Raw genomic sequence first — 26,926 nt, forward strand, 5'->3', positions numbered from 1 at the left:
ACAAGTTGCTCTAGAAGCATGTTTAATTCGTCTGATCACAGATACTTTATAAAGTATTTTAGTACTTTTTTGAATCCGTCAATGCGTAAGTCCTAGAAATTTTACAAGAGCAAGGGGCTGCTTCTTTAGTGGAGGCTTTGCGAAATACTCCTGGGATTACCCTACAAATGGGTGAAAATGGAAATACCAGTGCAGGCGACACTTTCCAAATGCGTGGTTTTTCGACTCAAACTTCGACTTATGTAGATGGAATTCGTGATCTTGGTGCTGTAAGTCGTGATGTATTTAACTTAGAGCAAATTGAAGTTGTCAAAGGTCCTTCAGGTGCTGAAGCTGGTCGTGGCTCTGCTTCTGGTTATATCAATTTAGTCACTAAACTACCTAAAACTGAAAATAGCCGTGAAGTCTCTGCACGTTATAACACAGCAGAAAATGCGCGTTTAACGGCTGATATTAATCAGGCAATTAGCGAAAGTACCGCAATCCGCTTAAACGTAATGGGACAAGATGGTGGTGTAGAAGGTCGAAATGTTATAGAAAATAACGGTTGGGCAATTGCGCCATCAATTGCATTCGGATTAGACAGCGATACTCGTCTGTATTTGTATTCTCAACATATTCGTCAGAATAATATTCCTGATGGTGGTATTCCAACTATAGGTATGAAAGGCTTTTATGGATACACCTCTAGCTACGCAAACGATAAAAATCTTGCGTTAAGAGATCAAATCCGTGAAGCTATTAATAACTCTGCTGATATGCAGAAAGTGAATAAAGCTTTACAAAATGCGCCTGAAGTTGATCGTAGTAACTTTTATGGAAGCGTAAATGACTATGAAGATATTAGCTCGGATATGATTTCGGCTAAAATCGAAAGTGACTTTAGTGAAAATATCAAATTTACCAATATCTCTAGATTAGGTAAAACCAGCATGAAAAGAGCATTAACTGGAATTAATGCAATTAATGCTCCATCAGCTACAGTTACCGTGAATCCAGATAATAGCTATAGTTACAAATTTAACTATGGGTCATTTGACCCTGATAATAGAGATACATGGGCAATTTCTCGTTCCCATCAAGGCGTAGATCAAGAAAATAAAATCCTTGCGAATACATCAAATTTGAATATTAATTTTAAAACTGGTGCTGTTGAACATGATTTAGTTGCTGGCTTAGAATTTTTGCGGGAACAACAAATCTCTCGTACCTTATCTACCCAAAAACCAGGAACAAAAGCTCCTACAACGCCTGCTGCGAATCTCTATAATCCTAACCATGATGATGTAATGCCTGAATTGGTTTATACAGGTGCATATAATGATGGTGAAACCAAAACAGCCGCAGCTTATTTATTTGATACCGTAAAACTATTAGATAATCGTTTACAGTTGAATGGTGGCGTACGCCTTGATTACTATCATACCGATTATGAGGCTTTGGCTGTTGCAACAAATGCAACCACCCTTGCGATTACGAAAACTCCCACTCATCTCAAAGCACACGATACTTTGGTGAGCTGGAAATTAGGTAGTTTATTCAAACCAACCAAAAATAGCAGCCTTTATGTGTCTTACGCTAAATCATTGACTCCGCCAGGAAGTGCAAACTTTAGCTTATCGGACACAGGAGCTAATAGTTCAGCAGCTAAACCACAAAAAACTAATCACTATGAAGTGGGTGGAAAATGGGATGTATTAAAGAATAAATTAGCATTAACTAGTGCGATTTATCATACTGAGAATGAAAACCAGTTTACCCAAGATCCAATTACGAAAGAGTCTATTCAAGAAGGCAAAACACGTGTTCAAGGCGTAGAACTTGGAGTTGTTGGTCAAATTACAGATGCTTGGAATATTTCTGCGGGCGTTGCTCATATGAAAACTAAGCAAAAAAATCAACAAAGTTTCAATACTACGACAGGTGAAAAAACTGTCACTGATTCGGTACGTTGGTCTCCAGATTGGACTGCTTCATTATGGGCAACCTATGATATTGCAGGTTTTAAGTTAGGCCTAGGCGCACGTTATGTTGATGAACAAAAACGTGTGATCACAGATAGTACAGCGCCAGCAAATATGCCTAAAGTTCCATCTTATGTTGTCTTTGATGCAATGGCGGGGTATAGCTTGAACAAGAATGCTTCTGTGAATCTAAATGTCTATAACTTAGCTGATAAAGACTACATTAGTGCTTTAAATAATGGCGGTAGTCGTTTCGTACTTGGTCAGCCACGTTCTGCTGCTTTAACCTTTAACTACAAATTCTAAGTCATTTTATTTAATTCATCATGATTGAATAAATGAACACAGCCTGTCAAAAAAGCTATAATTTTTGACAGGTTGTATTTTTTGGAAGATTCAAAATATGATGTTGCATATCCCCCAAGTACTCAATAAGCATCAAGTTGCTGAGCTACGCGAACAAATACAACAACAATCAGTTTGGATTGACGGTACACATAGTGCAGGTCCACAAGCACAAAAAATTAAAAATAATTTACAAGTCGATATACAGAGTAATGTATATGAATCTGTTAGCCATTCTGTTTTGAATGCATTACAACAAAATCTGCTTTTGCGTTCAGCTGCCCTCCCTAAACATACGTTATTGCCAATGTTCAACTGCTATCAAAATCAAGGCAATTATGGCAACCATGTTGATAATTCGATTCAATATTCTGCAAAAACAGGGCAAATGATTCGTACTGATGTGTCTATCACCGTCTTTTTATCTGAACCTGATGAATATGAAGGTGGGGAACTGATTATCGAAGATACTTATGGCAGCCATGAAGTCAAACTCGATGCAGGAGATGCAATTGTTTACCCAGCAACAAGTTTGCATCGTGTTGAACCTGTGACACAAGGACGTAGAATCGCAGCATTCACATGGATTCAAAGCATGGTTAAAGATGACTGGCAGCGAACGATGCTATTCAATTTAGACATGACTATTATCAAACTCAGACAACAATTAGGCGATACAGAAGAAGTTGTTAGTTTAACCAGTCATTATCATAATTTATTAAGACAATGGGGGGATTTATAATGCATGACCAGATCCCTACACCCGCTTTGAATACTATTCCTTCGTATATTCAAACCATTCACGACTATCAACAACAAGCTCAGCGACACGTTTCTGAAGATGTTTGGGGATACTTAAATGGTGGAGCGATGCATGAAATTAGCGTGCAAAATAATTGCCAACAATTTCAAAATATTCAATTGATTCCTAGACATCTAAACGACTTAACACAAGGTAATACTCGTTTTCATTTATTTGGGATGGAATATCCGCATCCTATTTTTCTTGCACCGATTGGCCACCAAGCACTTTTTCATCCTCAAGCAGAAGCTGCATCTGCTCTCGCAGCTGAACTTATGCAAAGTAACTTGGTATTAAGTACATTCACAAATACTCATATGGCACAGTTGAAACCAGAAAACCCGTATAAATGGTTTCAATTGTATTGGCAAGGATGCAGAGAAAAATCATTAACCTTGATCAAACAAGCTGAACAATCAGGTTATCGTGGAATTGTGATTACGGTCGATGCTCCCCATGTGGGTATCCGAGATCGGGAACGTAAGTTATTCTTTCAGTTACCAGAAGAAATGCAACATCCACACACCCCTACCCATTTAAGTTTTCCTGATGTATCGCCATCCGAAAGCCAACTATTTCAAGGCTTAATGCAAATTGCACCTAAGTGGGCGGATATTGCTTGGGTGATTGCAAATACACATTTACCTGTAATCTTAAAAGGAATATTACATCCTGCCGATGCTCAAAAAGCCCTCGATCATGGTGTATCTGGGATTATTGTTTCTAATCATGGTGGGCGCATTGTAGATACGACTATTCCACCCTTAATTGCATTACAAAAAATTCGCGCAATTGTTCCTCCTGATTACCCTGTATTATTAGATGGTGGAATTCGACGTGGTACAGATGTCTTTAAAGCAATTGCATTAGGTGCAAACGCCGTATTGATTGGACGTCCTTATATTTATGGTTTAGCAACAGCAGGCGCTTTAGGTGTTGCTCATGTCATCCGCATGTTAAAGGAAGAATTTGAAATTACGATGGCACTCATGGGAACCGCTACCATAAAGGACATTAATCAAGACTATATTTATCAGCCTTAAGCATATTAATGGGAAATATTTTCTTTAAATTTTATTTTTATGCAAAAAATAGGAAAATATTTCCCATCCATTCAAATTAAAATAAATTATAGACCACTGCAGTCGCTTGTATTTTCACCTAGACTGATTCAAATTAGGTGATTAAGATAACTGCAAAACCCAATACTTTTGCTTTGAACGGTAGATGATGAAAACGAGTGATGATTTTAGCCATCCGTCTGATATAAAAAACCTCACTGCTCTCCTGATGCTGCGCCTCGCGCGCGTATAAATTTTTACCTAGATTTTAGGTACTCAATACATATTCTCTTTAAATTGATTCTTATAGACACCATATATATTCGTAGCACGTTGCATTTATTTTGAAGCAGCAACCATGCTACAACAAGGAGTTATCTCATGATGTTGGCTGACCCAAGCAAAAAATACCGCCGTATGTATCAACGAGTGGATTTACCAGATCGTCAATGGCCGAATAACGAAATCAACCAAGCACCGATTTGGATGAGTACCGACCTTCGTGATGGTAACCAAGCGATTTTTGAACCAATGAATATGGATCAAAAATTAAAGATGTTCCACATGTTAGTCAAAATCGGCTTTAAACATATTGAAATTGGTTTCCCTTCAGCATCTCAAATTGACTTTGACTTTACTCGCAAGTTAATTGAAGAAGATTTGATTCCAGAAGATGTGTATATCGAAGTTTTGGTTCAAGCTCGAGATCATTTAATTGCGCGTACTTTTGAAGCGTTAGTTGATGCTAAACGTGCGATCGTGCATATCTACAATTCAAACGCACCAACATTCCGTCAAAAAGTGTTGAATGTAGATGTAAATGGCGCGAAACAACTTGCGATTAATGCTGCGAATAAAGTGAAAGAATATGCAGCACAATATCCTGAAACAGAATGGATTTTCCAATATAGCCCTGAATGTTTCTCAGCAACAGAATTAGAAGTTGCCAAAGATGTTTGTGATGCGGTCACGGAAATTTGGGAAGCGTCTCCAACCAATAAAGTGATCTTAAACTTGCCTGCAACGGTTGAAGTTTCAACACCAAATGTCTATGCCGATCAAATCGAATGGATGCACCGTAACTTGGCGCGTCGTGATGGCGTGATTATCTCAGTTCACTGTCACAATGACCGTGGTTGTGGTATCGCTGCTTCTGAATTGGCGATCATGGCGGGTGCTGATCGTGTTGAAGGTTGCGTGTTTGGTAATGGTGAACGTACAGGTAACGTCGATGTTGCTGCGATTGCCTTGAACATGTATACCCAAGGTGTTGCACCAAACTTAGACTTCTCTAATATCAATGAAATCATTGCAACTGTTGAAGAATGTACAGGTTTACCTGTGCACCCACGTCATCCATATGCAGGTGATTTAGTCTTTACCGCATTCTCTGGTTCACACCAAGATGCGATTAAAAAAGGCTTCGAATTCCAGAAAAACGAAGAGATCTGGGATATGCCGTACTTACCAATCGACCCTAAAGATTTAGGTCGTGATTATGATGCGGTGATTCGTGTCAACAGCCAATCTGGTAAAGGTGGTATTGCGTATTTATTGGAATCAAATTACAACGTTGCTTTACCACGCCGAGTACAAATCGAGTTCAGCCAAATCGTACAGCAACATACTGATGAAAACGGTACAGAAATCAGTGCACATGAAATCTGGACCTTATTTCAAAATACCTATGTGGATGTGAAAAATAGCCATTACCAAACCAAACATTATCAGTTGTCTGATATCAATGGCACACAAATCATTGAATTAGATATTGAAATTAACGGTGAAGTACAACGTTTACGCGGTGAAGGTAACGGTCCAATTTCGGCGATGCTCGATGCGTTACAATTGCCAATTGATGTTGTAAATTATGAAGAACGTAGTATCAGTTCTGGTGCAAATGCTAAAGCACTTGCCTTGATTGAACTTCAAGTCAAAGGCACAGGTAAAAATGCTTTTGGTGCAGGGATTCATGACAACATTGTCACCTCATCGATTGAAGCGATTATTGCATGTACCAATCGTTTAATTGAACAAGGTGTACTTACAACTGAGCAAGTTGCTGCTGCGGCAGTTTAAGCAAAGCTGAGTTGTAATATCAGAAAAAATGACTTTTGAAAGGATACCTGAATTGGTATCCTTTTATTATTGATCAAAGATTTATACAAGGCGAATCATTCCAGTGTCTTTTCCATCGGATTCAGTGGGTTTAGTCACACCACAAAAATTTCAATTTGAGCAACCATTAGAGCTTGAATGTGGGCGTATCCTGCCACGTTTTGATTTGATGGTTGAAACCTATGGAACACTTAATGCAGATAAATCCAATGCAATCTTAATTTGCCATGCATTATCTGGGCATCATCATGCTGCGGGTTATCATCATGCAGATGATAAAAAAGCAGGTTGGTGGGATAGCTGTATTGGTCCCGGCAAAGCGATTGATACCAATCATTTTTTTATTGTTTCTTTAAATAATATTGGTGGTTGTAATGGTTCAACAGGTCCAACATCGCCAAACCCTGAAAATGAAAATCGTCCTTATGGTCCAGATTTTCCATTAGTCACTGTTCGTGACTGGGTGAAGACCCAAGCCATGTTGTCTGATCGCCTCGGAATTGATGTTTGGTTTGCCGTGATTGGTGGTTCTTTAGGTGGCATGCAAGCACTACAATGGTCATTGGACTATGCTGATCGTTTAAAAAAATGTGTCATTATCGCCAGTGCACCAAAATTATCAGCTCAAAATATTGCCTTTAATGAAGTTGCTCGCCAATCGATTCTCTCTGATCCCGATTTCCATAATGGACGTTATCTGGAAAATGACAGCTATCCAAAACGTGGGTTAATTTTGGCACGTATGGTCGGCCATATTACGTATTTATCTGAAGAAGCCATGAAACAGAAATTTGGTCGTGATTTAAAATCTGGCAAATTTATGTATGGTTTTGATGTCGAATTCCAAGTGGAAAGCTATTTGCGTTACCAAGGCGAACAATTTAGCCGCAATTTCGATGCAAATACTTACTTGATTATGACCAAGGCCTTGGATTATTTTGATCCCTCTCGTGAATATGAGCATTCATTAACAAAAGCAATGAGTCAACCAAAGTGCCAATTTTTGGTGGTTTCATTTACGACTGACTGGCGTTTTAGCCCAAGTCGTTCACAAGAATTAGTTGATGCTTTAATTGATAATCATAAGCCCGTCAGTTACTTAGATATTGATGCGGAACAAGGTCATGATTCGTTCTTGTTCCCGATCCCACTCTATGTGAAAACATTAAGAGCATTTTTAGGTGGAGAACAACAGTTGCAAGCTACACCGCAGGAGCAGCACTAATGCGAATAGATCAACGACTCGCTGAAAAATGGATCAGTCCGAACTCTAGCGTATTAGACTTAGGCTGTGGTGATGGTGAATTACTGGCTCATATGAGCAAACAGCACAATATTCGTGCTTATGGCTTAGAAATTGATCAAGAAAAGATTGCAATTGCCATCAGTCGAGGGTTAAATATTATTCAACAGGACTTAAACTTAGGTTTAAGCCGTTTTGCCGACCAATCTTTTGATTCTGTAGTCATGGCACAAGCTTTGCAAGCTGTAGATGCACCTGATGTATTACTTCGTGATATGGTGCGTGTTGGCAAACAGGCAATCATTACTTTTCCAAACTTTGCATATTGGAAGACACGTTCTTTTCTTGCATTAAAAGGTAAAATGCCTGTTTCGGAAGCTTTACCCTATATGTGGTATAACACCCCGAATATTCATTTATGTACTTTCCGTGACTTTGAAGCTTTATGTGCTGAGAATCGGATTAAAATTATTAATCGACTTGCCGTTAATGGTGACCAACAAGGTAGTATGCTCAGCAAGCATATGCCGAACCTATTTGGTGAAGTCGCAATTTATCGAGTGAGCGCTCTATGAAAAAGACATTTATCAGCACATTTTTATTTGGTCTGATCAGTATACAAGCGCATGCTGACTATGTTGCTCAACCACAGTCAGTAGCAACACAAGCAGCTAGATACTCTGTGATGAGTATTGGTGAGTTACAAAGCGCTGCAAAAGCTGGTCAAGCTGGGGCGCAGTTTTATCTAGCTACACGCTATCAATATGGTAAAGATGTCGCTAAAGACGAGAAACAAGCTTTTGCATTGTTTAAGGCTGCTGCCGATCAAGGTATCTCTGCGGCTCAACTGAATGTTGGTCGTATGTATGCAGATGGCATTGGCACAAAGAAAGATGAAGTATTGGCTCGCAAATATTTCGAAAAAGCGGCAAGTAACGGCGACAATCGTGCAAGCTTCAATCTTGCCATGATGGAAGAGCAAAAGAAAAACTACGTAGGTGCGTATCAGTGGTATGAGCTTTCAACACGTGATGGCATGCTCGATACTAAAGTGATTAGTCTTTCTGAAGGTAAGAAAACAGCTTTGGCTGCAAACTTAACCCAAGATCAAATTCGTGCTGCACGTGATCGTGCTGATAAATGGATTCAAGCACAATAGTCTTGCTTAGATCTATTGAGTGATTTAAAAACCGACTTGTAAGAGTCGGTTTTTTATTATACTGATCACATTCATATTTAATTAAGTTTATTAAATGAGCGATATAGAAAAGGCAATATTCAAAGTAAAACTAGAATTGGAAACAATAACACCAGAAGAAATCCAAAGGTGGGCAATTGAGACATTAGAAAAAAATTCATCAAATGATTTAGCTTTAGATATCTGTTTCTTATCAACCTCAGACCAAGTTACAACCTATTTTAATCAATTATCCCGAAGTCTATTTAATACAGATTTAACAAAGGAATCAGTCAATAACCTCTTAAAAGATTATATTGAAAAACATCTAGAGTTAGTAAAAAGCCAAGAGCTTCTATTTCCTTTTCTTCGGAAGCTCTTGGCTTTATCTAAGGCTATAGAGAATGAAGATTTATATGAATTATTAAACTATTATGATGATGAATTTTACTTCAGCTTTGAAGGATATTCACTTTCGGAACCAGATGAAGTTTTTAAAAGTTTCATCGAAGATTTAAGAAAATTGTATCAAAATTAGATAAAATAAAAGGAAGCGACTTTTTTAGATTTTAGAATACAACCATTAGTTCTACCCTATTCTATAAAAACACCCTAAAATTCTACTCAATCTAAGCGAATTTAAAATTTTATATGTCTACTCCATCATGGCTCAACCAAGGCAGTCTTGTCCTTGCAAGTAACAACAAAGGCAAAGTTGTCGAATTCGAACACCTCTTTAAACAACTCAATCTTCCTGTTGAAATCATTCCTCAAGGCAAACTAGATATTGAAGATGCCATCGAAGACGGTCTCAGCTTTGTGGAAAATGCCATTATCAAAGCACGCCATGCGTCTAAGCTTTCAGGCAAACCTGCACTTGCAGATGATTCAGGGATTTGTGTTCCGATTCTAGGCGGTGCACCAGGCATCTACTCTGCACGCTATGCAGGTGAACATGGTAATGATGCTGCCAATAACCAAAAATTATTGGCTGATCTCGCACCTTTCCGTAAAGACGGCGAAGTGATTGAAGGTATGTTCGTGTGTGTATTGGCTTTAGTTACGCATGCAGAAGATCCGCTGCCACAGATTTTCCAAGGCATTTGGAAAGGTGAGATTTTAGAAGCAGCGCGCGGTGAGAATGGGTTTGGCTATGATCCATTGTTCTGGCTACCAGAACTCAATCTTTCAAGTGCTGAACTGAGCAAAGCTGACAAAAATAAAATCAGTCATCGTGGTCAAGCAATGCAGCTGTTTAAAGCAAGTTTGATTTAAAGATCATTTGCTCTAGCTAAACCCTAGGGCAAATTATTTAAATTTAGATTGAATAAAAATACTGAATAATGAGTAAAAACTCACTTCAACGAAACATTGATTACAAACCAAAAAGTAAAAAATTATCTATCAACATACTTAATCTCATAATTTTTTGTCGCAAAATTGCAATATAAGTGTCACATCTTTGTCATGCCAAACTGTTGAGATATAACCAAAGTTATATAGGAATAGAATTATGGCTGGTTTATCAATTTGGCACGTCGTTATTTTTGCAATTGTGGTGATTTTACTATTCGGTACATCAAAGCTTAAAAATTTAGGCAAAGATGTTGGCGGTGCTGTTAAAGATTTCAAAAAGTCTATTAAAGAAGATGAAGTTACTGTGCCACTCAATGAGCCTCGTACCATTGATGCTCAAGTTAAAAATGCTGAAAGCTCAGTAAAAAGCTAAGCGAGCGGAATTATGCTGAACTTGGGAATGACTGAGATTTTTTGCTTTGCAGTTATTGCATTATTGGTTCTCGGTCCTGATAAATTACCTGAAGCTGCTCGATTTGTAGCAAAATGGTATGGGAAAATTAAAAAATTTATCAACAATATTCAGAATGAAATTGATCGAGAGCTCCGTCTTTCTGAGTTCCGCGAAGAAATGCAAAAAGAAATTGAAAAGATTACTGAGCTTGAACGTCGGCTACAAAAACAATTAGATGAATTAAAAACTAAAAATCATGAGGTAGAGACTGCGCCATCAGTAACTAAACCTCAAAATTCGATTCGCTATGTGCCATATCACTCAAGTTCTATTATTCCTTTTTGTGTTCAATACCAAAAATCATCTGTGATTGGTATGGAAGCATACCCATCGTTGAATCAGTTTGATAACGAATTAAAGATTGCCGTATGAGCCAATTACCATCAACTTCAGTCAGTACTGAAGAAACCCTACAACAAATGCCGGTCATGCAGCATTTAATCGTACTTCGCCAATATCTTTTTAAGATTGTTGGCGTAACAATTTTTCTGTTTTTTTGTTTATTACCTTTTAGAAATCAAACCTATCAATGGCTGTCTGAACCGCTAAGGCAGCAATTGCCAGCCACTTCAAGCATGATCGCCACAGATGTCACGGCGACATTTATGGCACCGTTTAAACTCAATTTATTCGTTGCATTTATGTTGGCAATGCCCTATATCATTTATCAAATTTGGTCATTTATAAAACCTGCGCTATATGAAAAAGAACAACATTTAGCGATTCCTTTGCTATTTGGCAGCATTATTTTATTCTACTTAGGTGTCGCATTCGCCTATTTCATTACCCTACCTGCTATTTTGCATTTCTTTATTAGTGTGTCTCCTGAAACTGTTGCACCTATGACAGATATTAATAGTTATCTGAGCTTCTGCTTAAAACTATTCTTGGTTTTTGGTTTTACCTTTGAAATTCCAATTATTACTCTAGTGCTGATTTTGATTGGTGTCGTGAGTACACAAAGCCTCATTGAAAAACGCCGTTTTATTGTTGTTGGATGCTTTTTCGTGGCGATGTTTGTTACCCCACCTGATGCTTTATCCATGATTATGCTGGCTGTTCCGATGTGGATGCTCTTTGAAATCGGTTTACTTTTTGGAAAAATATTAGAAAAGCGTAAAGCAGTTTCAGAATAATAATATCTCTGTTGAATCCCTGAATAATCTCAGGGATTTTTTTATTTTAAAATTATATTTTTCATAGATTTATAAAAATTAAATTGTCTTCAAACTGCCTTAAAAGTGTCAAAAAAATGTCATCTATCAAGCATAAAATCAATCTAGATTTATTTACCATTTATTAAAGATATGGATTTATTATGACAACCAATACAAATCAGCCAAGTCGTCGTGATATTTTAAAGTGGTTCGCGGGTGTTCCGTTTTTACCACTCGGGGCAATGGGCACAGCAGCAGCTTTAGCAGGTTGCAATGATAATAACGATACTACCGTTACCCCAACCGTACCTGCTGCAAAATTTAAAAATGCAAAATTTACACCTATGGCGGCACCTTCAACTGTACCAGAGATGGCTACAACTTCAGTTAAATCTGCTTTGACGATTACGTGGGATGACAATACAACCACCGAGTACAAACTGGGTTATCAGGAGTTTTTCCGTACAGGTGCGGAAGTTGATAACATTGATGGTGGAAAAATCATTGCAGGTAGTTATTATGATATTAATAATCAACCGATTAAAGATACTTCTGTAATCGGTCAAGAACGCCAGTTTTTCTCTGACTCTCCTGATGGTTCATCTTTAATCCACATCAATGGCGCTTCTGTATCTGGTGTGGCTAACCCTGTATTCCACGTTGTTCAATTTGAATACACGACTAAAAATCTGGCAAATCAAAATATGTACGGCAAGTTGCCATCACCAATTGCGGTGCTTACGCTGGATCAGGATCAAAAGACGGGTCATCTGGCATTGAAGAAATACCACAATGTCGATATGTCTAAAGTTCATGGTCTATGGATCACCTGTGGTGCTAGCCTTTCTCCGTGGAATACTCACCTTTCAAGTGAAGAATATGAGCCTGATGCATTTGACCAAATCGGTTCAGATCTGGCAATGCTCAAAGCATATAGTAAAAATCTATATGGCAATGAAAATACTGCAAATGCCTATAACTATGGTCATTTGCCAGAAATCATCCTTGATGGCAAAGGGCGTGCAAAAGCAGTTAAACACTACTGCTTAGGTCGTATTTCACATGAACTGATTCAAGTCATGCCAGATAACCGCACTGTAATCATGGGTGACGATTACACTAACGGTGGTTTCTTCATGTTTATTGCAGACAAAGAAAAAAACTTATCTGCTGGAACATTATATGTTGCGAAATACACATCAGAATTGAATGAGACCTCTACCGCCGCAATCAAATGGATCAAGTTAGGTCATACTGATAGTAAGACCATCGAAGACCTCGTGAATGTTCGAGGAATCAAATCTGAACACATCATGGAAAGCCTGAAAGCTGAACCTGCTGATGCAACAGGCTATACCAAGATTGTGTTAGATGGAAAATCGCTGTGGGTTAAACTGAAAGAAGCCAACAACGGCTTTAGCAAGGCTGAGATTGAGCTTGCTGCTGCATTCCTAGAAACACATCGATATGCTGCCCTAAAAGGCGGTAGTATGGCTTTCACAAAAATGGAAGGTACTACCGTAAATATTAAAGATAAAGTTGCTTACTCTGCACTTGCCAATATTCAAGAATCAATGATTGGTGGAAATGCAGCTTGGGTTGAATCACATAATGTTAAGTTTAAGAGCACGCTAAAAGCAGGTGGTGTCCTTGGACATGACCTCAAAGGTAGCCAAGTTGATCATCTTAACAATGTGATCAATAGTGAATGGACACCTTACCAAAGCCATATGGTTCTTATGGGTAAAGATATTACTGTGGATAGCTTAGGTAACACGGCAGATCCAAATAATATTGCAAGCCCAGACAATTTAAAATTCTCTGAAACTTTACGTACATTATTCATTGGTGAAGACAGTGGTAACCATACCAATAACTTCCTATGGGCATATAATGTTGATACTAAGTCTTTAGATCGTATCCTCTCTACTCCAGCAGGTGCAGAGTCAACAGGTTTACATGCGGTGGATTCGGTCAACGGCTGGACTTATATCATGAGCAATTTCCAGCATCCAGGCGATAGCTCAAAGATTCCAGCAGATGTAAAAACAGCAGTGCTAAAAAACTATAACAATGGCTTTAGCGCGTGCGTGGGCTATATCACGGCGGATGTTTTGCCATCAGTTGAGAAAAAGGCTGCAACTACAAAGTAAGCCAGATTATTCAATGCAGATGCCGACCTTATGTCGGCATTTGTTATTTCAACAAGTCAATCTTCTTTTCCACAATATTTCCCTGATCTCCACCCTGTTGGGACTTTTCCAGCCACAGCCATTGCTCAGATGTCAGCCTTAAAAAATTTGAACAGCGTGTGCCATAAATTGGGCTTTGAATAAAAGTCGAGGACAGCAACGCTTCCATTTCCACACTAATCCCTGTATCTGGCAACAAATCAGAAATGACTTTTCGTTCATCTTCCAAAATATCCCAGACTGAATATTGCAAATCAGATTCTGTAATCGTTGATTGTTGCAACATTGGTAATAATTCTTGCGTAAAGCGTTTACGTAAATGTTTGGTTTTCTCCCAATCTTCTGACATTAAACAGTTGGAAACAACATAAACACCATTCGCTAAGACTTGTGGTGCTTCCCCCCGATTACTCATATAAACCGCTTGCTCTCGATCACCAACAAACAAATTAAAACCAGCGTAGTCTTGTTGTTGCTGTTCTAATTGTTGTGCAAAACGAAAGGGGGCTAAATCACTTTCTAAAAAAGACTGGATTAAATGCCCACGTGAAGTTGAATATTGGCTCTTATCTCGTCCATTGCGAAAATTAGTCACGATTGCCCAACGCCCAGACTCAGTGACCCCCATCCATGCCCCACCTGACTGTAAATCTTGCCCAGCAATTATCGAACTGTTATCCCATCGATGTAAAACAGCACTTGGTCGATGATAAAATTCATCACGATTTGAAATTAAACACAACGGCATATCATCAAGAACATGCCATGCAAAAGCGACAATACACATTAATTCTGTTCTCACATCTTTACACATTGAATGTACAACATTTTTCACATCATTCCGCTACAATCTTCTCAAAACTTAATTTCAAATTCTAAATTGAGGAACAGCAATGCTGACCTATCCAAATATTGATCCAGTGGCACTGAGTTTAGGGCCAGTCAAGGTACACTGGTACGGATTGATGTATCTCTTGGCATTTTTATGCGCTTGGGGCTTAGCCTCTTATCGTGCTAAACAACGTGATGGTTGGACTGCCGATATGGTCTCCGATCTGGTGTTTTATGGCGCTCTAGGCGTCGTACTTGGTGGTCGTATTGGCTATGTCTTGTTTTATGAGTTTGGCAAATTCTTAGAAAACCCACTTTGGTTATTCCAAGTCTGGACAGGTGGGATGAGCTTTCACGGCGGTTTCTTGGGTGTCATGATCGCAATGCTATTCTGGTGTAAGAAATATCAGAAAACATGGTTTCAAACTTTGGACTTTATTGCACCATGTGTACCGACAGGTTTGATGTTTGGTCGTATCGGTAATTTTATTGGTGGTGAATTGTATGGTCGTCAAGTTCAAGACCTTAGCTATCCATTTGGTATGATTTTTCCAACTGATCCTTTAGGTTTAGTTCGCCATCCGTCGCAAATTTATCAAGCGCTCTGTGAAGGTCTGATTCTATTTATCATACTTTGGTGGTTTAGTGGTAAACCACGTCCCCGTATGGCGGTTTCAGCATTATTCCTGATCGGCTACGGAGTTGCACGTTTCTTTATGGAGTTCTTCCGTCAGCCCGATGCAGATCAAGGTTTTATTCTATTCGGTTGGATGACTAAAGGTCAGATTCTCACTGTACCAATGTTACTGATTGGACTGTGGATGATGTGGTATGCCTATCAGAAAAAAATCTACGATTGGCAAATTAAAAAATAAAATAATGGGAGCTGATGCTCCCATTCTTATGCGAATTCTTAGAGCAGTTTCTTAACCACTTCACCCAGACGTTTGCCCTGCGCTTCACACAGGATTTTTTCATCCTGACTTAGGCTCTGGTCATGGCAAGGCCCACTGACATGGCTTGCACCATAGGGTGTGCCGCCTGTTTTGGTATTGGATAATGCAGGGATTGAGTTGGGTAAGCCCAGTATCACCATGCCATGATGAAATAATGGCGGTAACATGCTAAGCAAAGTACTTTCCTGCCCACCATGCATCGAGCCAGAAGAAGTAAAAACACATGCTGGTTTATTATGCAAAGCACCATTCAACCATAAACTCGTGGTTTGATCCCAAAAGTATTTCATCTCGCTCGCCATATTACCAAAGCGAGTAGGTGAACCAAGTGCCAAACCTGAGCAATACGTCAAATCATCTAAAGTACAATAAACATCCCCCTCTGCAGGAATGCTCGGTTCTGCTTGGGTAACAACAGTTGCGAGATTAGGAACGGTTCGAATACGAGCTGTGATACCAGAAGACTCAATTCCATCGGCAATTAGATGAGCCATTTCTCGAGTTGAACCATATTTACTGTAATAAAGAACAAGAACGTAAGGTTGCATCACTTTAATAAATTTTGTTAAAAAGAACACTATACGACATTTTTCTTCTTTTGAGCCGTAATTAATCCTGTGCTGACACAGGATTTTATTAAAAATAACTAGGATAGAACCCATGATCTTAAATCGTTATCTAAAAAATCTGTCTTTTTTAGAAAAAACATGGTTTCAATTTATTGTATTTGTGTTACGGCGTTTCGAAGCTGATCGCTGCAGAGAACAAGCTGGAGGACTCACCTACACCACCTTGTTTGCAGTTGTTCCGATGCTGACCGTTTTCTTAGTCATTATCTCCTCAATTAAAGCTTTAGAGCCTGCTCGACAACAACTACAGCAATTGATTTACAGTAATTTTTTACCAAAAAGTACCATTGCCTTTGACAAAGCATTGAACGCATTTACAGATAAATCCAGTAATCTCACAATTATTGGGGTGCTATTTCTGTTTGTGACCACCGTACTTATGCTCACCTCAATCGAAAATGTCTTTAATCGTATTTGGCGTGTCAAAGAAACTCGAACAGGTCTTGTTGGTTTTATGCGTTATTGGACAATAATCTCTTTAGGTCCAATCATTCTAGGCAGTGCTTTTGTACTTTCATCTACTGTCGCCTCAATGAATATTCTGAGCAATAATTTTGCGGGCTATCAATTAGATGGCTCCTTCCTTTTAGGGCTTATTTCATTCCTACTTACAATTGTTGGCTTTTTCATTCTTTACTGGACCATTCCTAATCGTAGCGTCCCTATTCTTTCCGCTGTTATTGCTGCATGTTTTAGCGCAACAGTATTTGAAATTTTAAAAAATTTCTTTGGCTGGATTATGAGTAATTTCACCAGTTATGAAATTGTGTATGGTGCTTTTGCTGCTGTTCCAATCTTCCTTCTGTGGATTTATTTGTCTTGGAACATTATCTTATTAGGCGTAGAAATCAGTTATGCACTGACTGCTTTTCATTCAGATAAAGAACAAAAGCGTCATCCTATCTTAATGTTATTAGACATATTGGAGTTATTTTATAAAAAGCAACAAATTGGAGAAAGTGTCAGTGAACAAGAACTTCTTGGGATTATTGGACGTGGTGAATTAGGACGTTTACCTGCATATATCTTACAGTTAGAAAAACAGAATTTAGTCAAACGTACAGACAACGATGAGTATGTATTGGCTAGAAATCTTGCGCAAGTCGATTTCTGGAGCTTTTTTACAGCACTCCCTTATCCCCTACCATTACGTCATGATGTCGCCAATATCCATCAAGATGATGAATGGATTGAGCGTTTAGGGCCATCCCTCATCGAGAGTAATGATTATTTAGCTGCAAAACTTTCGATTCCTCTTTCGACGATCTTTGAACAGAAGTAAAAGAAAGACCTCTACTGAGGTCTTTCTTTTACTGTCTCGCTTATACGAAATTAGGTAGACGCTATTTATTAACAGCACTTGTTTTTAATCATTATGCTTGAACAAATGTATCCCAATCATATTCTCCTGATTGGGTTATTAGTTTCATGGTTAATTGATCATTTGGGTGTAATGCCCCGACGCCAGCAGGCGTACCCGTCATAATGACATCACCCGCTTCCAAACTAAATGACTGATTAATTTCAACCAATAATGCACCAATATCAAAAATCATGTCTTGGCTAAAACCATGTTGGCGTTCAACGCCATTAATCATTAAAACAAGCTCTAACTCTTGTAAATCGCCAATTTCATCTGCTTCAACCCAGTCTGCCAAGATACATGCACCGTCAAAAGCTTTTGCTCGCTCCCAAGGCTGCCCTTTCGCTTTTAAGTCATTCTGCAAATCACGTAAAGTTAAATCCAATCCTAAAGTCACAGCGCCAATCGCTTCTAAAGCTTTGCTTGGATTGGTTTCCTGCGACAATCGATGTGCGATCTGCAAACAAATTTCACATTCAAAATGACATTCACCCAAAGCCTGATTCCAACGGGCGCCTTGGGCTAAGCTACTCAAACTACTTGGTGGTTTGATAAATAAAATTGGGCGATCAGGAATTGCATTACCTAGTTCTTTCGCATGTTCAGCATAATTTCTGCCTACACAAACAATTTTTGATGGACGTGTGCCCATAAAAGCTCCTTGTTCCTTAAATCGCGAATGAAGTTATTTTTTAAAACTATTTTCAAATTTGGTTTGATCTGCTGGATCATTGAATGAACGCTTTGGAACAATAATAACGGTATGATTCTTCAGCTCTAACATATACGTGAGCTTTCCAACTGCAAAAGATTGCACCTCAGCATACTGCGCTATTTGCTTTTTACCTGTTGAATAAAGTTCAAAATGATCTTGATAAAGGTCAATTCCCTGCTCACTTTTTCCAAATTGGTAGCGAACAAATTGACGTTTAAACAACATCGGTAACAACCAATAGCGCATCAATCCTTGCATAATCAGAAAAAAAGCACCTAATGCAACGTAATAACGACCAACGTCTGAGAAACCTAAATAGATTCCCCAACCAATAATTGCAATACTAATAACAGGTGTTAGAAAACGACTAAAGGTCTTTTTACCAAAAGTGACAAGAGCAAAACCATCTTGTGATTCTTCTAAATTAAGATAATAGCGCACAGATACAGTTGGACGTTGTTCAGACATTTTTGATTTCTAAGATTTGAAAAAACTCATCTATTAGAACATAAATGACTTGAGCGTAAATCAGATTTATAGCGATTTTATACAAAATTCAAATACGGCGTAGCACTACTCTAAATTGCTTTTTAACAAAGAGATGGAATTTCTAATTCAGTAATAATGAAATTACACTTAACTGATCAACATTAACCGCTATAAGTATTTACTTGCATAGATAACGCTTTGTCTAAGGTTTCGATGCTCAAGAAAGTTTTACACAATACGACTGTTTTTTAAACAAAAAAACTTTTATTAATAGCAAGGCTCTATCATTTACTGATGAATACCACTGACTATATCACTAAGAAAAATCAAAGGAATGTGATGTTTTATTTGAATGGATTTATATTAACGACTCTTGTTTTTAGCATAACGCAAACTTGCTTTGCACAAATGCTGACTTGGAATGACAATATCCCAAGCGCTTTACAACCTTTTCAAAATAACCCCCAGCTTTTGGCAAGCTACACGCAAAATAATATTTTCATTTATGCGCATACAACAACTAAAACTAACCTCCCCACTCTCAAATCCAATTCACAACCAAACGCCAGTTTTACATCCGCAGCACTTATTGTTCCTACCAATGTACAACAGGTTAGTAAGACCCTGACTGACTTTAATCACTATGTCGGTCTATTTCCAACACTTAAATCGGCCAAAATACTAGAACAATCTGGCAATACTGTAAAAATGAAATATCGTGTCTCCATTCCAACGCCTATTCCAGTGCTCAATTTTAATGAAGACGTTACCTTACAGCATCAGATTAAATCGAACAGTATTTCCAGTTTAGTGATTGATTCTCCTATTCCATACGGTTTAGGAAAGTTTGAATGGTTTGCCTTAGATGATCATCGAACTTTAATTACGCTCACCCAGTGGGGAGATTTAAATCAACCTAAAGGTTTTATTTTTAAAAAAATTCTGAATGCGATTCCAGAGGTCAAATTAGGGATTCCAAGCTCAACCAATGCTTTTATCCTAGAATCACTTCGAACACGCTTTATTAAACAGAATATCGTTGCCTTAAATTCAGGACAAATACCAAGCCCTCAATTAAATGAAGCTCAATTGGCTAAGATTGCACAACTGAGTCAAAATGCACAGCAGCCTGTAAGCTACCTACATGCACCGACTAGCATTTTGTACACCCATGGACGTGAAGCCATGCGCTTCACCACCACCTATCAATTTTATCAACAGCCAACACAGCAATTAAATAAATGGTTAAACCCTTTAGCCTATCAAGAATTATTTCCAAGACAAATCAAGAAAATCATCACCTCTCCAATCCAAAATCAGGGTCAAGATGCAGATATTCAAGTGAATGTGGGTTTAGGTGTGATTAATATTCCTTTTGCATTTAAGCTGCATTTCAACTATCCAAATACTGTTGAAAATAACTTTTATGCCAATGGTGGTGATTTACGATTGATTAAAGGAAAAATGATTGCCTCAGAGCTTAATCAAGGTACTTTATTTAAAATCACTAGCTCAATGAAAATTGATGGAAAAGCACCCTTTTTATTAAGGGCTATGCGAAGTTTACCCTATCATGATGTACTACCCGCAGTTGGTGGTAATACTGTGTTTGTTCAGAAAATTAAAGCAAAAATGTAAGACACAAAAAAACCGCACTTAAGCGGTTTTTTTCAATCTTTATCTTTCGATAAATTCAAATTGGTGCGCTCAGAGAGATTCGAACTCCCGACCCCTTAGTTCGTAGCCAAGTGCTCTATCCAGCTGAGCTATGAGCGCATATTTGATGGAGCGCATTATACCCATTTTTTCCCTATTGATAAGTGTTTTTTAATAAAATAGAAATCAAATGCTGATAGATTGATCGTTACAAATTTACAACGAAATAGTTATTATATTTAAAAACAACATAAACAACTGATTTTATTATCAATAAAAAAATGAAGCGCCTTAATTTGAACATCAAATAGATATTTTATAGTTTAACGACTTCAACTTACAGGCACAAAAAAACCGCAATTAAGCGGTTTCTTCTATTAAGTTGGTGCGCTCAGAGAGATTCGAACTCCCGACCCCTTAGTTCGTAGCCAAGTGCTCTATCCAGCTGAGCTATGAGCGCATTACTTATATTGCCAATTTAGGCATGTGTTACTTTAAATCTTTACTTGGTGCGCTCAGAGAGATTCGAACTCCCGACCCCTTAGTTCGTAGCCAAGTGCTCTATCCAGCTGAGCTATGAGCGCTTTAAGTAAAGTGGCGGTGAGAGAGGGATTCGAACCCTCGGTACAGTTACCCGTACGCATCCTTAGCAGGGATGTGGTTTCAGCCACTCACCCATCTCACCGTAACACGAGCGCAATAATACAAACTAAAACCACATTACACAAGGGATGATCCTATTTTTTTCTGTTTTTTTAAATCAATCAAATGTTTTTTAACCAATTCTTATATTTTTTCGGCATTTTTTAGCTCAACGCTTGTTAATATAGTGTTCTCTCCTTTATTCAGATTGGACAATAAACAGAATCTTGCAATCTTTGACGTGCAGTTAAAGTTTGAATGACTTATGCTAAACCGATCTGCCAGATGTGAAATGAAACGATATGACTACAAATTGGGTTGATCCCGAAGCAAAAGCAGAAGCGCAACGTTACGATAATCCTATTCCTAGCCGAACTCTTATTCTAACTACATTAGAACAATTAAAAACTGCACAGTCTCATGCAGAACTGGTTGATCACTTTAATATCCCAGATCAAAAAAGTATTGATGCATTGAATCATCGTTTAAGTGCAATGGTTCGCGACGGTCAGTTAATGAAAGATGGTTTTAAATACCAACCTGCAACCGATTTACCAAGCCATGAAGCAACGGTTTATATCAATAGCAAAGGACTTGGCACGGCCAATATCGCAGGTCAGGATGATGTACTATTACCTGAACGTGAATTACGTCTAGTCTTTAATGGTGATCGCGTTAAAGTACGCCAAACTTCTGTTGACCGTAAAGGTAAAGCTTGGGGCTTTATTACCGAAGTCGTTCAACGTCGTGTCAAACAAATTATTGGTAAAGTCGCTGAACATGAAGGTGAATACTTTATTCAGCCAAGCAATCCAAATCAGCACCAACCAATTACCTTAGAAAAAGAATTGATTGAACATGCCAATGCCAAAGTTGGCGATATGCTGCGAGTTGCGATTGATGATTACCCGACTCGTGAAGAATTAGCGACAGGTCATGTTGTACAGTCGATGGCGGACAAAGCTGACACTGAAATTATTATTCCGCAAACCATTTTAGAATTTGGTTTACCTTATGAATTTCCAGAAGCCGTCATTAAAGAAGCTGAAAGTTTTAAAGAACCTTCAGAACAAGATCACAAAGGTCGTGTTGATTTACGCGATTTACCACTCGTCACGATTGATGGTGAAGATGCACGTGACTTTGACGATGCCGTATTCGCAGAGAAGCGTGCAGGCGGTGGTTACCGTGTTGTCGTGGCAATTGCAGACGTGAGCCATTATGTCCGTTTAGACTCACCTTTAAATGAAGAAGCTGAAGAACGTGGTACATCGGTTTATTTTCCACACTTTGTTTTGCCAATGCTGCCAGAAGCATTGTCGAATGGATTGTGTTCTCTCAATCCACATGTTGACCGTCTGTGTATGGTCTGCGATTTAAAGTTGTCTCGTGCAGGTAAAGTCACAGGTTATGAGTTCTACCCTGCGGTGATGCATTCCAAAGCACGTTTGACCTATAATCAGGTGGCTGCTTATTTTGACGGCGCAACCGATGCCATTCCACAAGATAAAAGCGTTCATAAATCGTTAAATACCCTATTCCAGCTGTATCAGACACTAAAAGAACTACGTGCTAAACGTCATGCGATGGAATTTGAAACCATTGAAACCTATATGACCTTTGATGAGTTGGGCGGCATTAAAGAAATCTTGCCACGTACTCGTAATGATGCGCATAAACTGATTGAAGAATGCATGTTATTGGCGAACGTTGCCGCAGCTGAATACTCATTAGAACATGATATTCCGATGTTATATCGTGTACATGAAGCGCCAGAATTCTCACGTATTCAAAAAGTCCGTGATTTCGTCAAATTACTCGGTTTGCCATTCCCAGAGCAACCAACCCAAGCTGATTACCAAGCCGTGATTGAAGCGACCAAAGATCGTTTAGATGCGCCAAGTATTCATGCGGTGTTATTACGCTCAATGATGCAAGCCTATTATGGTGCGAATAATGCAGGACATTATGGTCTTGCTTATGAAGCTTATACGCATTTCACTTCACCAATTCGTCGTTACCCAGATTTATTGTTACACCGTGCCATTAAAGCCTATCTCGATAAGAAAGCTTATCCATTGTCTGGTGCAGCTTTAGATGATGCAGGGGAGCATTTTTCACAAACTGAACGTCGTGCCGATGAAGCTTCACGTAGCGTCACCACATGGTTGAAATGCCATTATATGCAACAGCATTTAGGCGATGAGTTTGTTGGTATTATTAGTGCGGTGACTGAGTTTGGTCTATTCGTTACACTCAAAGATTTATATGTGGATGGTATGATTCATGTCAGCCAACTGGGTGAAGATTATTTCTTATATGATCAAGCCAGCCAAAGTTTGATTGGTCAGAATCGTGGACAGTCATTTAGTCTCGGCGATGAAGTCAAGATTCAGGTTGCAGGCGTCAATCTGGAAGAACGTAAAATTGACTTCAAATTGGTTCAACAGTTGACGCATTTGGGGCGTGTGATTCGCCATAAAGCCCCCCGCACCACATCTACCAAAGCTCTAGCTACTGAAGAGGTTTTTAGTAAACCATCCGCAACTTCTCAAATCAGTGAAGATGGTGAGAAGCCTGTACGCAAGAAAAAGGATAAGAGCAAACCAAGTTCTTATACCAAAAAGCCTGCTAAAAAAGCTTCAACCAAGCCTGAAAGCAAAGAAAAAGCCAAGAAGAAAGTAAAAAAGAAAAAGTCCAATGCGAAAGCTAAGCAGGACTAATTTAGCTCAATATTTTCCGTGTTCCACAATAGCCCTATTTTAATAGGGCTATTTTATTTGGATTTAACATCTCTCTTACTTGATTTCTCCCCCTCTAAGCCCTACATCTATACCTATGTTTAAAGATGATATGGCAAAAATACAATGACACTCCAACAAGCGACACTTCCCGTTCCTCAATTTGATCAAATTCAACTTGCTGACCTAAAACAACAAATTGAACAAACCATTCAAAACGGTCAAAACTTCTTAAATCAACTCAAGGAAGTGCCACAAAACAGCGAGGCACAATTGGCAACCTTGACCGAAGTTGATCAGCTTGAAAATAACATGAGTGAGTCATGGGGCATTTTGTCGCACCTCAATGCCTTGATGAACAATGCCGAAACCCGTGAAGTTTACCAATCACTACTCCCAAGCCTCAGTGAATACTATACACAACTGGGGCAACACACGGCGCTGTATCAAACCTATCAACAGATTCATGACAGTAGCATTTTCCAGACCCTCAGTGAAGCACAGCAAAGCGCCATTAAACTCGCGCTACGTGACTTTAAACTGTCGGGTGTTGCACTCCAAGGTGAAGCGAAAAAACGTTATGCAGAAATCTCGGCACGTTTATCACAACTGTCTTCAGACTTCTCGAACCATGTGCTCGATGCTACCCAAGCCTACTTTAAACCGCTAACAGAAGCGCAACTTAAAGGCTTACCGCAAAGCAGTGTTGAACTGTTAAAACAATACGGACAACAACGTGAGCTTGAGCAAGCCGTTGCCACACTGGATTTCCCTGCTTATTTTGCGATTATGACCTATGCCGATGATCGTGAATTAAGAGAAGAACTCTACAAAGCTTATGTGACCCGTGCATCTGAGCAGTCCGACAAGACTGAATTTGACAATACACCTGTGATGGAGGAAATCCTGAGCTTACGTCAGGAGATGGCGCAACTGCTTGGCTTTAATAACTTCGCTGAATATTCCCTTGCCAGCAAAATGGCACCTGATGTTGAAACTGTTCATCAATTCTTAGTGGATTTGGCAGAGCATGCGCGTACGCCTGCACTGGCTGAAATTGCTGAACTAAAAAGCATTGCACAACAAGATGGAATTGAGGAACTCAAACCTTGGGATGCAACCTATTATTCTGAGAAGTTGAAACAGCAGCAATTCAATCTTTCTCAAGAAGCGCTTAAACCGTATTTCCCTGCGCCAAAAGTGGTGGACGGTTTATTCCAGATCGTGCAACGTCTTTATGGTATTCAAATCATCGAACGCCAAGCCCCTGTTTGGCAAAATGATGTACGTTATTTTGAAATTGAAGATCAAGGTCAAGTGGTCGGTGGTTTCTATTTTGACTTATATGCCCGTAACGGCAAACGCGGTGGCGCATGGATGAGTGGTTTCCGTTCTCGTGTGCAAACGGTCAATGGTCTACAAAAACCAATTTGCTATATGGTGTGTAATTTTACCCCACCGATTGGCGATCAACCTGCGCTACTCACCCACGATGAAGTCATTACTTTGTTCCATGAATTTGGACATGGCTTACACCATATGTTGACCGAAGTAGATAACATCTATGTTGCAGGCACACACGGCGTGGCTTGGGATGCGGTGGAGTTACCAAGTCAGTTTATGGAATTCTGGGCATGGGATAATGAAAGTTTAGATGTACTCAGTGAACACACCGAAACTAAGCAAACTTTGCCACAAGAATTGCTATCTGCGTTACTCAATGCGCGTTTCTTCCAATCAGGCATGCAAACCTTACGTCAGATTGAATTTGCATTGTTTGACCTAAGCATTCACCGTCAGGCACCTGCCTTAAACAGTCAGCAAATCCAAGCGACACTGGACGATATTCGCGATAAATTTGCCGTGGTTCCTGCGGTACCTTATAACCGTTTTCAACATAGTTTCAGCCATATTTTTGCAGGCGGTTATGCGGCAGGCTATTACTCTTATAAATGGGCAGAAGTTTTAGCGAGTGATGCCTTCGATCGCTTCGAAAGTGAAGGTATTTTTAATACTGAGACAGGCAAAGAGTTTAGAAAGTTTATTCTAGCAGTTGGCGGAAAAGATACTGCACTTGATGCATTTCGCAATTTCCGAAAAAGAGAACCAAAAATAGATGCATTATTACGCCATCAAGGTTGGACGAACACCAATAAAACCGCTTAAACTACGCCATTATTGTTCACAGGGTGGTAATTAACTGACATGAAAAGACAGTTCATCGCGGGTGCAAAATGCCCTAAATGTGGCGCCTTAGATCGTGTGGTTAAGATCATCACTGTGGATGACGAGTGGATTGAATGTATCGAATGTGCTTATAGCGAAAAACGCCCGACCCACGTGGAAGAGCAACAAACCGCTGAGCAAGATGAAATTGGGGTGATACAATTCAAACCTCGTCATTTTGACTAGAAGGTTAAAAATGATGTCCACATACCAAACTCAAAATTCCAAATTATTATGGATGATAATTGGTGGAATTAGCGTTGTTGTGGTTTTGTTTTTTGCAATTCAATGGTTTTTATCACAAAAAGATCAGCAATCGACAAGCACAGCTACACAACCAATTGCCGAAAAAACAATTATATCCAAAGCAGAAACAACTGTTAGTCCAAATATAAATACGGCGAGCAGTGAAGTTGCTGCACCAATACAATTAGTCGAAGAGTCAATTGTCAAATCACCACTTCCGAGCAATGACAGTTTAGCCAAAGAAGAGATTGCAAAGCTAGATGATATTCAACAGCAACTGCAAGACCAACAGCGTGACTTGAAACAACAAAATAATGATGTTGATACTTTACTTAAGCTCAAAGAAGATCAAATTAAACTTTTGGAGGCTCAGATCTCCGCACAACATAAATCTTAAAACAACAAAAGCTTTAATCCAGTTTAAAGCTTTTTACTCATTGAAATATCAATCTCATATTTCTAATCGCGATTTTTCATACAGACCCTCATAAGTTTGTATTTACACTGATTGCGGTATGATGGATATAAGTCACTCAACAAATCTAAAATCCAGTTTAAAAGCA

Annotated in this window: 23 protein-coding genes, 4 tRNA genes and 1 pseudogene; 20 read left to right on the forward strand and 8 right to left on the reverse strand. The window is 39.0% G+C overall.

The annotated features are described in order from the left end of the window. Positions 1–95: 95 nt before the first annotated feature. The 13 genes and pseudogenes from F908_RS00935 to F908_RS00995 all read left to right on the forward strand — a co-directional run. Positions 96–2,270 (forward strand): annotated as a pseudogene (locus F908_RS00935) (TonB-dependent siderophore receptor); the annotation flags it as partial. A gap of 97 nt (positions 2,271–2,367) precedes the next feature. Next, positions 2,368–3,051: a Fe2+-dependent dioxygenase gene (locus tag F908_RS00940; RefSeq protein WP_005156185.1), complete on the forward strand. Its 684-nt coding sequence runs from the start codon at positions 2,368–2,370 to the stop codon at positions 3,049–3,051. Further along, positions 3,051–4,154: an alpha-hydroxy acid oxidase gene (locus F908_RS00945; protein ID WP_005156186.1), complete on the forward strand. Its 1,104-nt coding sequence runs from the start codon at positions 3,051–3,053 to the stop codon at positions 4,152–4,154. The genes F908_RS00940 and F908_RS00945 overlap by 1 nt, the downstream gene beginning before the upstream one ends. A 399-nt stretch (positions 4,155–4,553) precedes the next feature. Next, positions 4,554–6,251: a 2-isopropylmalate synthase gene (leuA, locus tag F908_RS00950; RefSeq protein WP_005156188.1), complete on the forward strand. Its 1,698-nt coding sequence runs from the start codon at positions 4,554–4,556 to the stop codon at positions 6,249–6,251. 103 nt (positions 6,252–6,354) lie between these two features. Further along, positions 6,355–7,515, forward strand: a complete 1,161-nt coding sequence (gene metX / locus F908_RS00955; protein ID WP_005156189.1) for a homoserine O-succinyltransferase MetX — start codon at positions 6,355–6,357, stop codon at positions 7,513–7,515. Then, positions 7,515–8,108 carry a methionine biosynthesis protein MetW gene (gene metW, locus F908_RS00960; RefSeq protein ID WP_004660432.1) on the forward strand — a complete coding sequence of 198 codons (594 nt, stop codon included), beginning with the start codon at positions 7,515–7,517 and terminating at the stop codon, positions 8,106–8,108. The genes metX and metW overlap by 1 nt, the downstream gene beginning before the upstream one ends. Further along, a complete protein-coding gene (locus F908_RS00965) occupies positions 8,105–8,692 on the forward strand; it encodes a tetratricopeptide repeat protein (RefSeq protein WP_005156191.1) in 588 nt (195 codons plus the stop codon). The genes metW and F908_RS00965 overlap by 4 nt, the downstream gene beginning before the upstream one ends. Positions 8,693–8,786: 94 nt before the next feature. After that, positions 8,787–9,248 (forward strand): hypothetical protein, encoded by a 462-nt coding sequence (locus F908_RS00970; RefSeq protein WP_005156193.1) that lies wholly within the window; start codon positions 8,787–8,789, stop codon positions 9,246–9,248. Between the two features lie 113 nt (positions 9,249–9,361). Next, positions 9,362–9,985, forward strand: a complete 624-nt coding sequence (gene rdgB / locus F908_RS00975) for an RdgB/HAM1 family non-canonical purine NTP pyrophosphatase (protein WP_005156195.1) — start codon at positions 9,362–9,364, stop codon at positions 9,983–9,985. A gap of 238 nt (positions 9,986–10,223) precedes the next feature. Then, a complete protein-coding gene (gene tatA / locus F908_RS00980; protein WP_005156198.1) occupies positions 10,224–10,439 on the forward strand; it encodes a twin-arginine translocase TatA/TatE family subunit in 216 nt (71 codons plus the stop codon). Between the two features lie 12 nt (positions 10,440–10,451). Continuing rightward, on the forward strand, positions 10,452–10,892 hold the full coding sequence (gene tatB, locus F908_RS00985; protein ID WP_005156214.1) for a Sec-independent protein translocase protein TatB: 441 nt from the start codon (positions 10,452–10,454) through the stop codon (positions 10,890–10,892). Next, positions 10,889–11,656: a twin-arginine translocase subunit TatC gene (tatC, locus tag F908_RS00990; protein ID WP_005156215.1), complete on the forward strand. Its 768-nt coding sequence runs from the start codon at positions 10,889–10,891 to the stop codon at positions 11,654–11,656. Before tatB ends, tatC begins: the two co-directional genes overlap by 4 nt. Positions 11,657–11,838: 182 nt before the next feature. Further along, complete coding sequence (locus F908_RS00995; RefSeq protein WP_005156216.1) at positions 11,839–13,830, forward strand: PhoX family protein; 1,992 nt, start codon at positions 11,839–11,841, stop codon at positions 13,828–13,830. A 43-nt stretch (positions 13,831–13,873) separates the two neighbouring features. Here the strand turns inward: F908_RS00995 and F908_RS01000 are convergent, their stop codons facing one another. After that, on the reverse strand, positions 13,874–14,656 hold the full coding sequence (locus F908_RS01000) for an NRDE family protein (protein WP_005156217.1): 783 nt from the start codon (positions 14,654–14,656) through the stop codon (positions 13,874–13,876). A 106-nt stretch (positions 14,657–14,762) separates the two neighbouring features. Here F908_RS01000 and lgt point away from each other — a divergent pair, with 106 nt between their 5' ends. Further along, positions 14,763–15,575 carry a prolipoprotein diacylglyceryl transferase gene (lgt, locus tag F908_RS01005; protein WP_005156218.1) on the forward strand — a complete coding sequence of 271 codons (813 nt, stop codon included), beginning with the start codon at positions 14,763–14,765 and terminating at the stop codon, positions 15,573–15,575. Positions 15,576–15,613: 38 nt separating this feature from the next. Here lgt and wrbA read toward each other — a convergent pair whose 3' ends face one another. After that, positions 15,614–16,204: an NAD(P)H:quinone oxidoreductase gene (gene wrbA, locus F908_RS01010; protein ID WP_005156219.1), complete on the reverse strand. Its 591-nt coding sequence runs from the start codon at positions 16,202–16,204 to the stop codon at positions 15,614–15,616. Between the two features lie 112 nt (positions 16,205–16,316). Here wrbA and F908_RS01015 point away from each other — a divergent pair, with 112 nt between their 5' ends. Beyond that, positions 16,317–17,567, forward strand: coding sequence for a YihY family inner membrane protein (locus F908_RS01015; protein WP_005156225.1), 1,251 nt, complete (start codon positions 16,317–16,319; stop codon positions 17,565–17,567). 91 nt (positions 17,568–17,658) lie between these two features. Here F908_RS01015 and F908_RS01020 read toward each other — a convergent pair whose 3' ends face one another. Both F908_RS01020 and F908_RS01025 read right to left on the reverse strand, forming a co-directional pair. Next, on the reverse strand, positions 17,659–18,300 hold the full coding sequence (locus tag F908_RS01020) for a fumarylacetoacetate hydrolase family protein (protein WP_005156228.1): 642 nt from the start codon (positions 18,298–18,300) through the stop codon (positions 17,659–17,661). Between the two features lie 33 nt (positions 18,301–18,333). Then, a complete protein-coding gene (locus tag F908_RS01025) occupies positions 18,334–18,831 on the reverse strand; it encodes a YcxB family protein (RefSeq protein ID WP_005156231.1) in 498 nt (165 codons plus the stop codon). A 360-nt stretch (positions 18,832–19,191) separates the two neighbouring features. Here F908_RS01025 and F908_RS01030 point away from each other — a divergent pair, with 360 nt between their 5' ends. Continuing rightward, positions 19,192–20,490 (forward strand): SRPBCC family protein, encoded by a 1,299-nt coding sequence (locus tag F908_RS01030; protein WP_005156234.1) that lies wholly within the window; start codon positions 19,192–19,194, stop codon positions 20,488–20,490. A 61-nt stretch (positions 20,491–20,551) separates the two neighbouring features. Here F908_RS01030 and F908_RS01035 read toward each other — a convergent pair. The 4 genes from F908_RS01035 to F908_RS01050 all read right to left on the reverse strand — a co-directional run bounded on the left by F908_RS01035 (position 20,552) and on the right by F908_RS01050 (position 21,193). Further along, positions 20,552–20,628: transfer RNA gene (locus F908_RS01035), tRNA-Arg, on the reverse strand. Positions 20,629–20,891: 263 nt separating this feature from the next. After that, positions 20,892–20,968, reverse strand: a tRNA-Arg gene (locus tag F908_RS01040). 47 nt (positions 20,969–21,015) lie between these two features. Further along, positions 21,016–21,092, reverse strand: a tRNA-Arg gene (locus F908_RS01045). A gap of 11 nt (positions 21,093–21,103) precedes the next feature. Further along, a tRNA-Ser gene (locus F908_RS01050) sits at positions 21,104–21,193 on the reverse strand. Positions 21,194–21,452: 259 nt separating this feature from the next. Here F908_RS01050 and rnr point away from each other — a divergent pair. The 4 genes from rnr to F908_RS01070 all read left to right on the forward strand — a co-directional run bounded on the left by rnr (position 21,453) and on the right by F908_RS01070 (position 26,760). Then, positions 21,453–23,873 carry a ribonuclease R gene (rnr, locus tag F908_RS01055; protein WP_005156236.1) on the forward strand — a complete coding sequence of 807 codons (2,421 nt, stop codon included), beginning with the start codon at positions 21,453–21,455 and terminating at the stop codon, positions 23,871–23,873. A gap of 144 nt (positions 23,874–24,017) precedes the next feature. Next, complete coding sequence (locus F908_RS01060; RefSeq protein WP_005156243.1) at positions 24,018–26,057, forward strand: M3 family metallopeptidase; 2,040 nt, start codon at positions 24,018–24,020, stop codon at positions 26,055–26,057. Positions 26,058–26,096: 39 nt separating this feature from the next. Next, complete coding sequence (locus F908_RS01065; RefSeq protein WP_005156246.1) at positions 26,097–26,303, forward strand: YheV family putative metal-binding protein; 207 nt, start codon at positions 26,097–26,099, stop codon at positions 26,301–26,303. 10 nt (positions 26,304–26,313) lie between these two features. Then, positions 26,314–26,760 (forward strand): hypothetical protein, encoded by a 447-nt coding sequence (locus tag F908_RS01070; protein ID WP_005156247.1) that lies wholly within the window; start codon positions 26,314–26,316, stop codon positions 26,758–26,760. The last annotated feature ends 166 nt before the right edge of the window (positions 26,761–26,926 follow it).

It is taken from the genome of Acinetobacter sp. NIPH 284 (genome assembly GCF_000369425.1).
Classification (GTDB): domain Bacteria; phylum Pseudomonadota; class Gammaproteobacteria; order Pseudomonadales; family Moraxellaceae; genus Acinetobacter.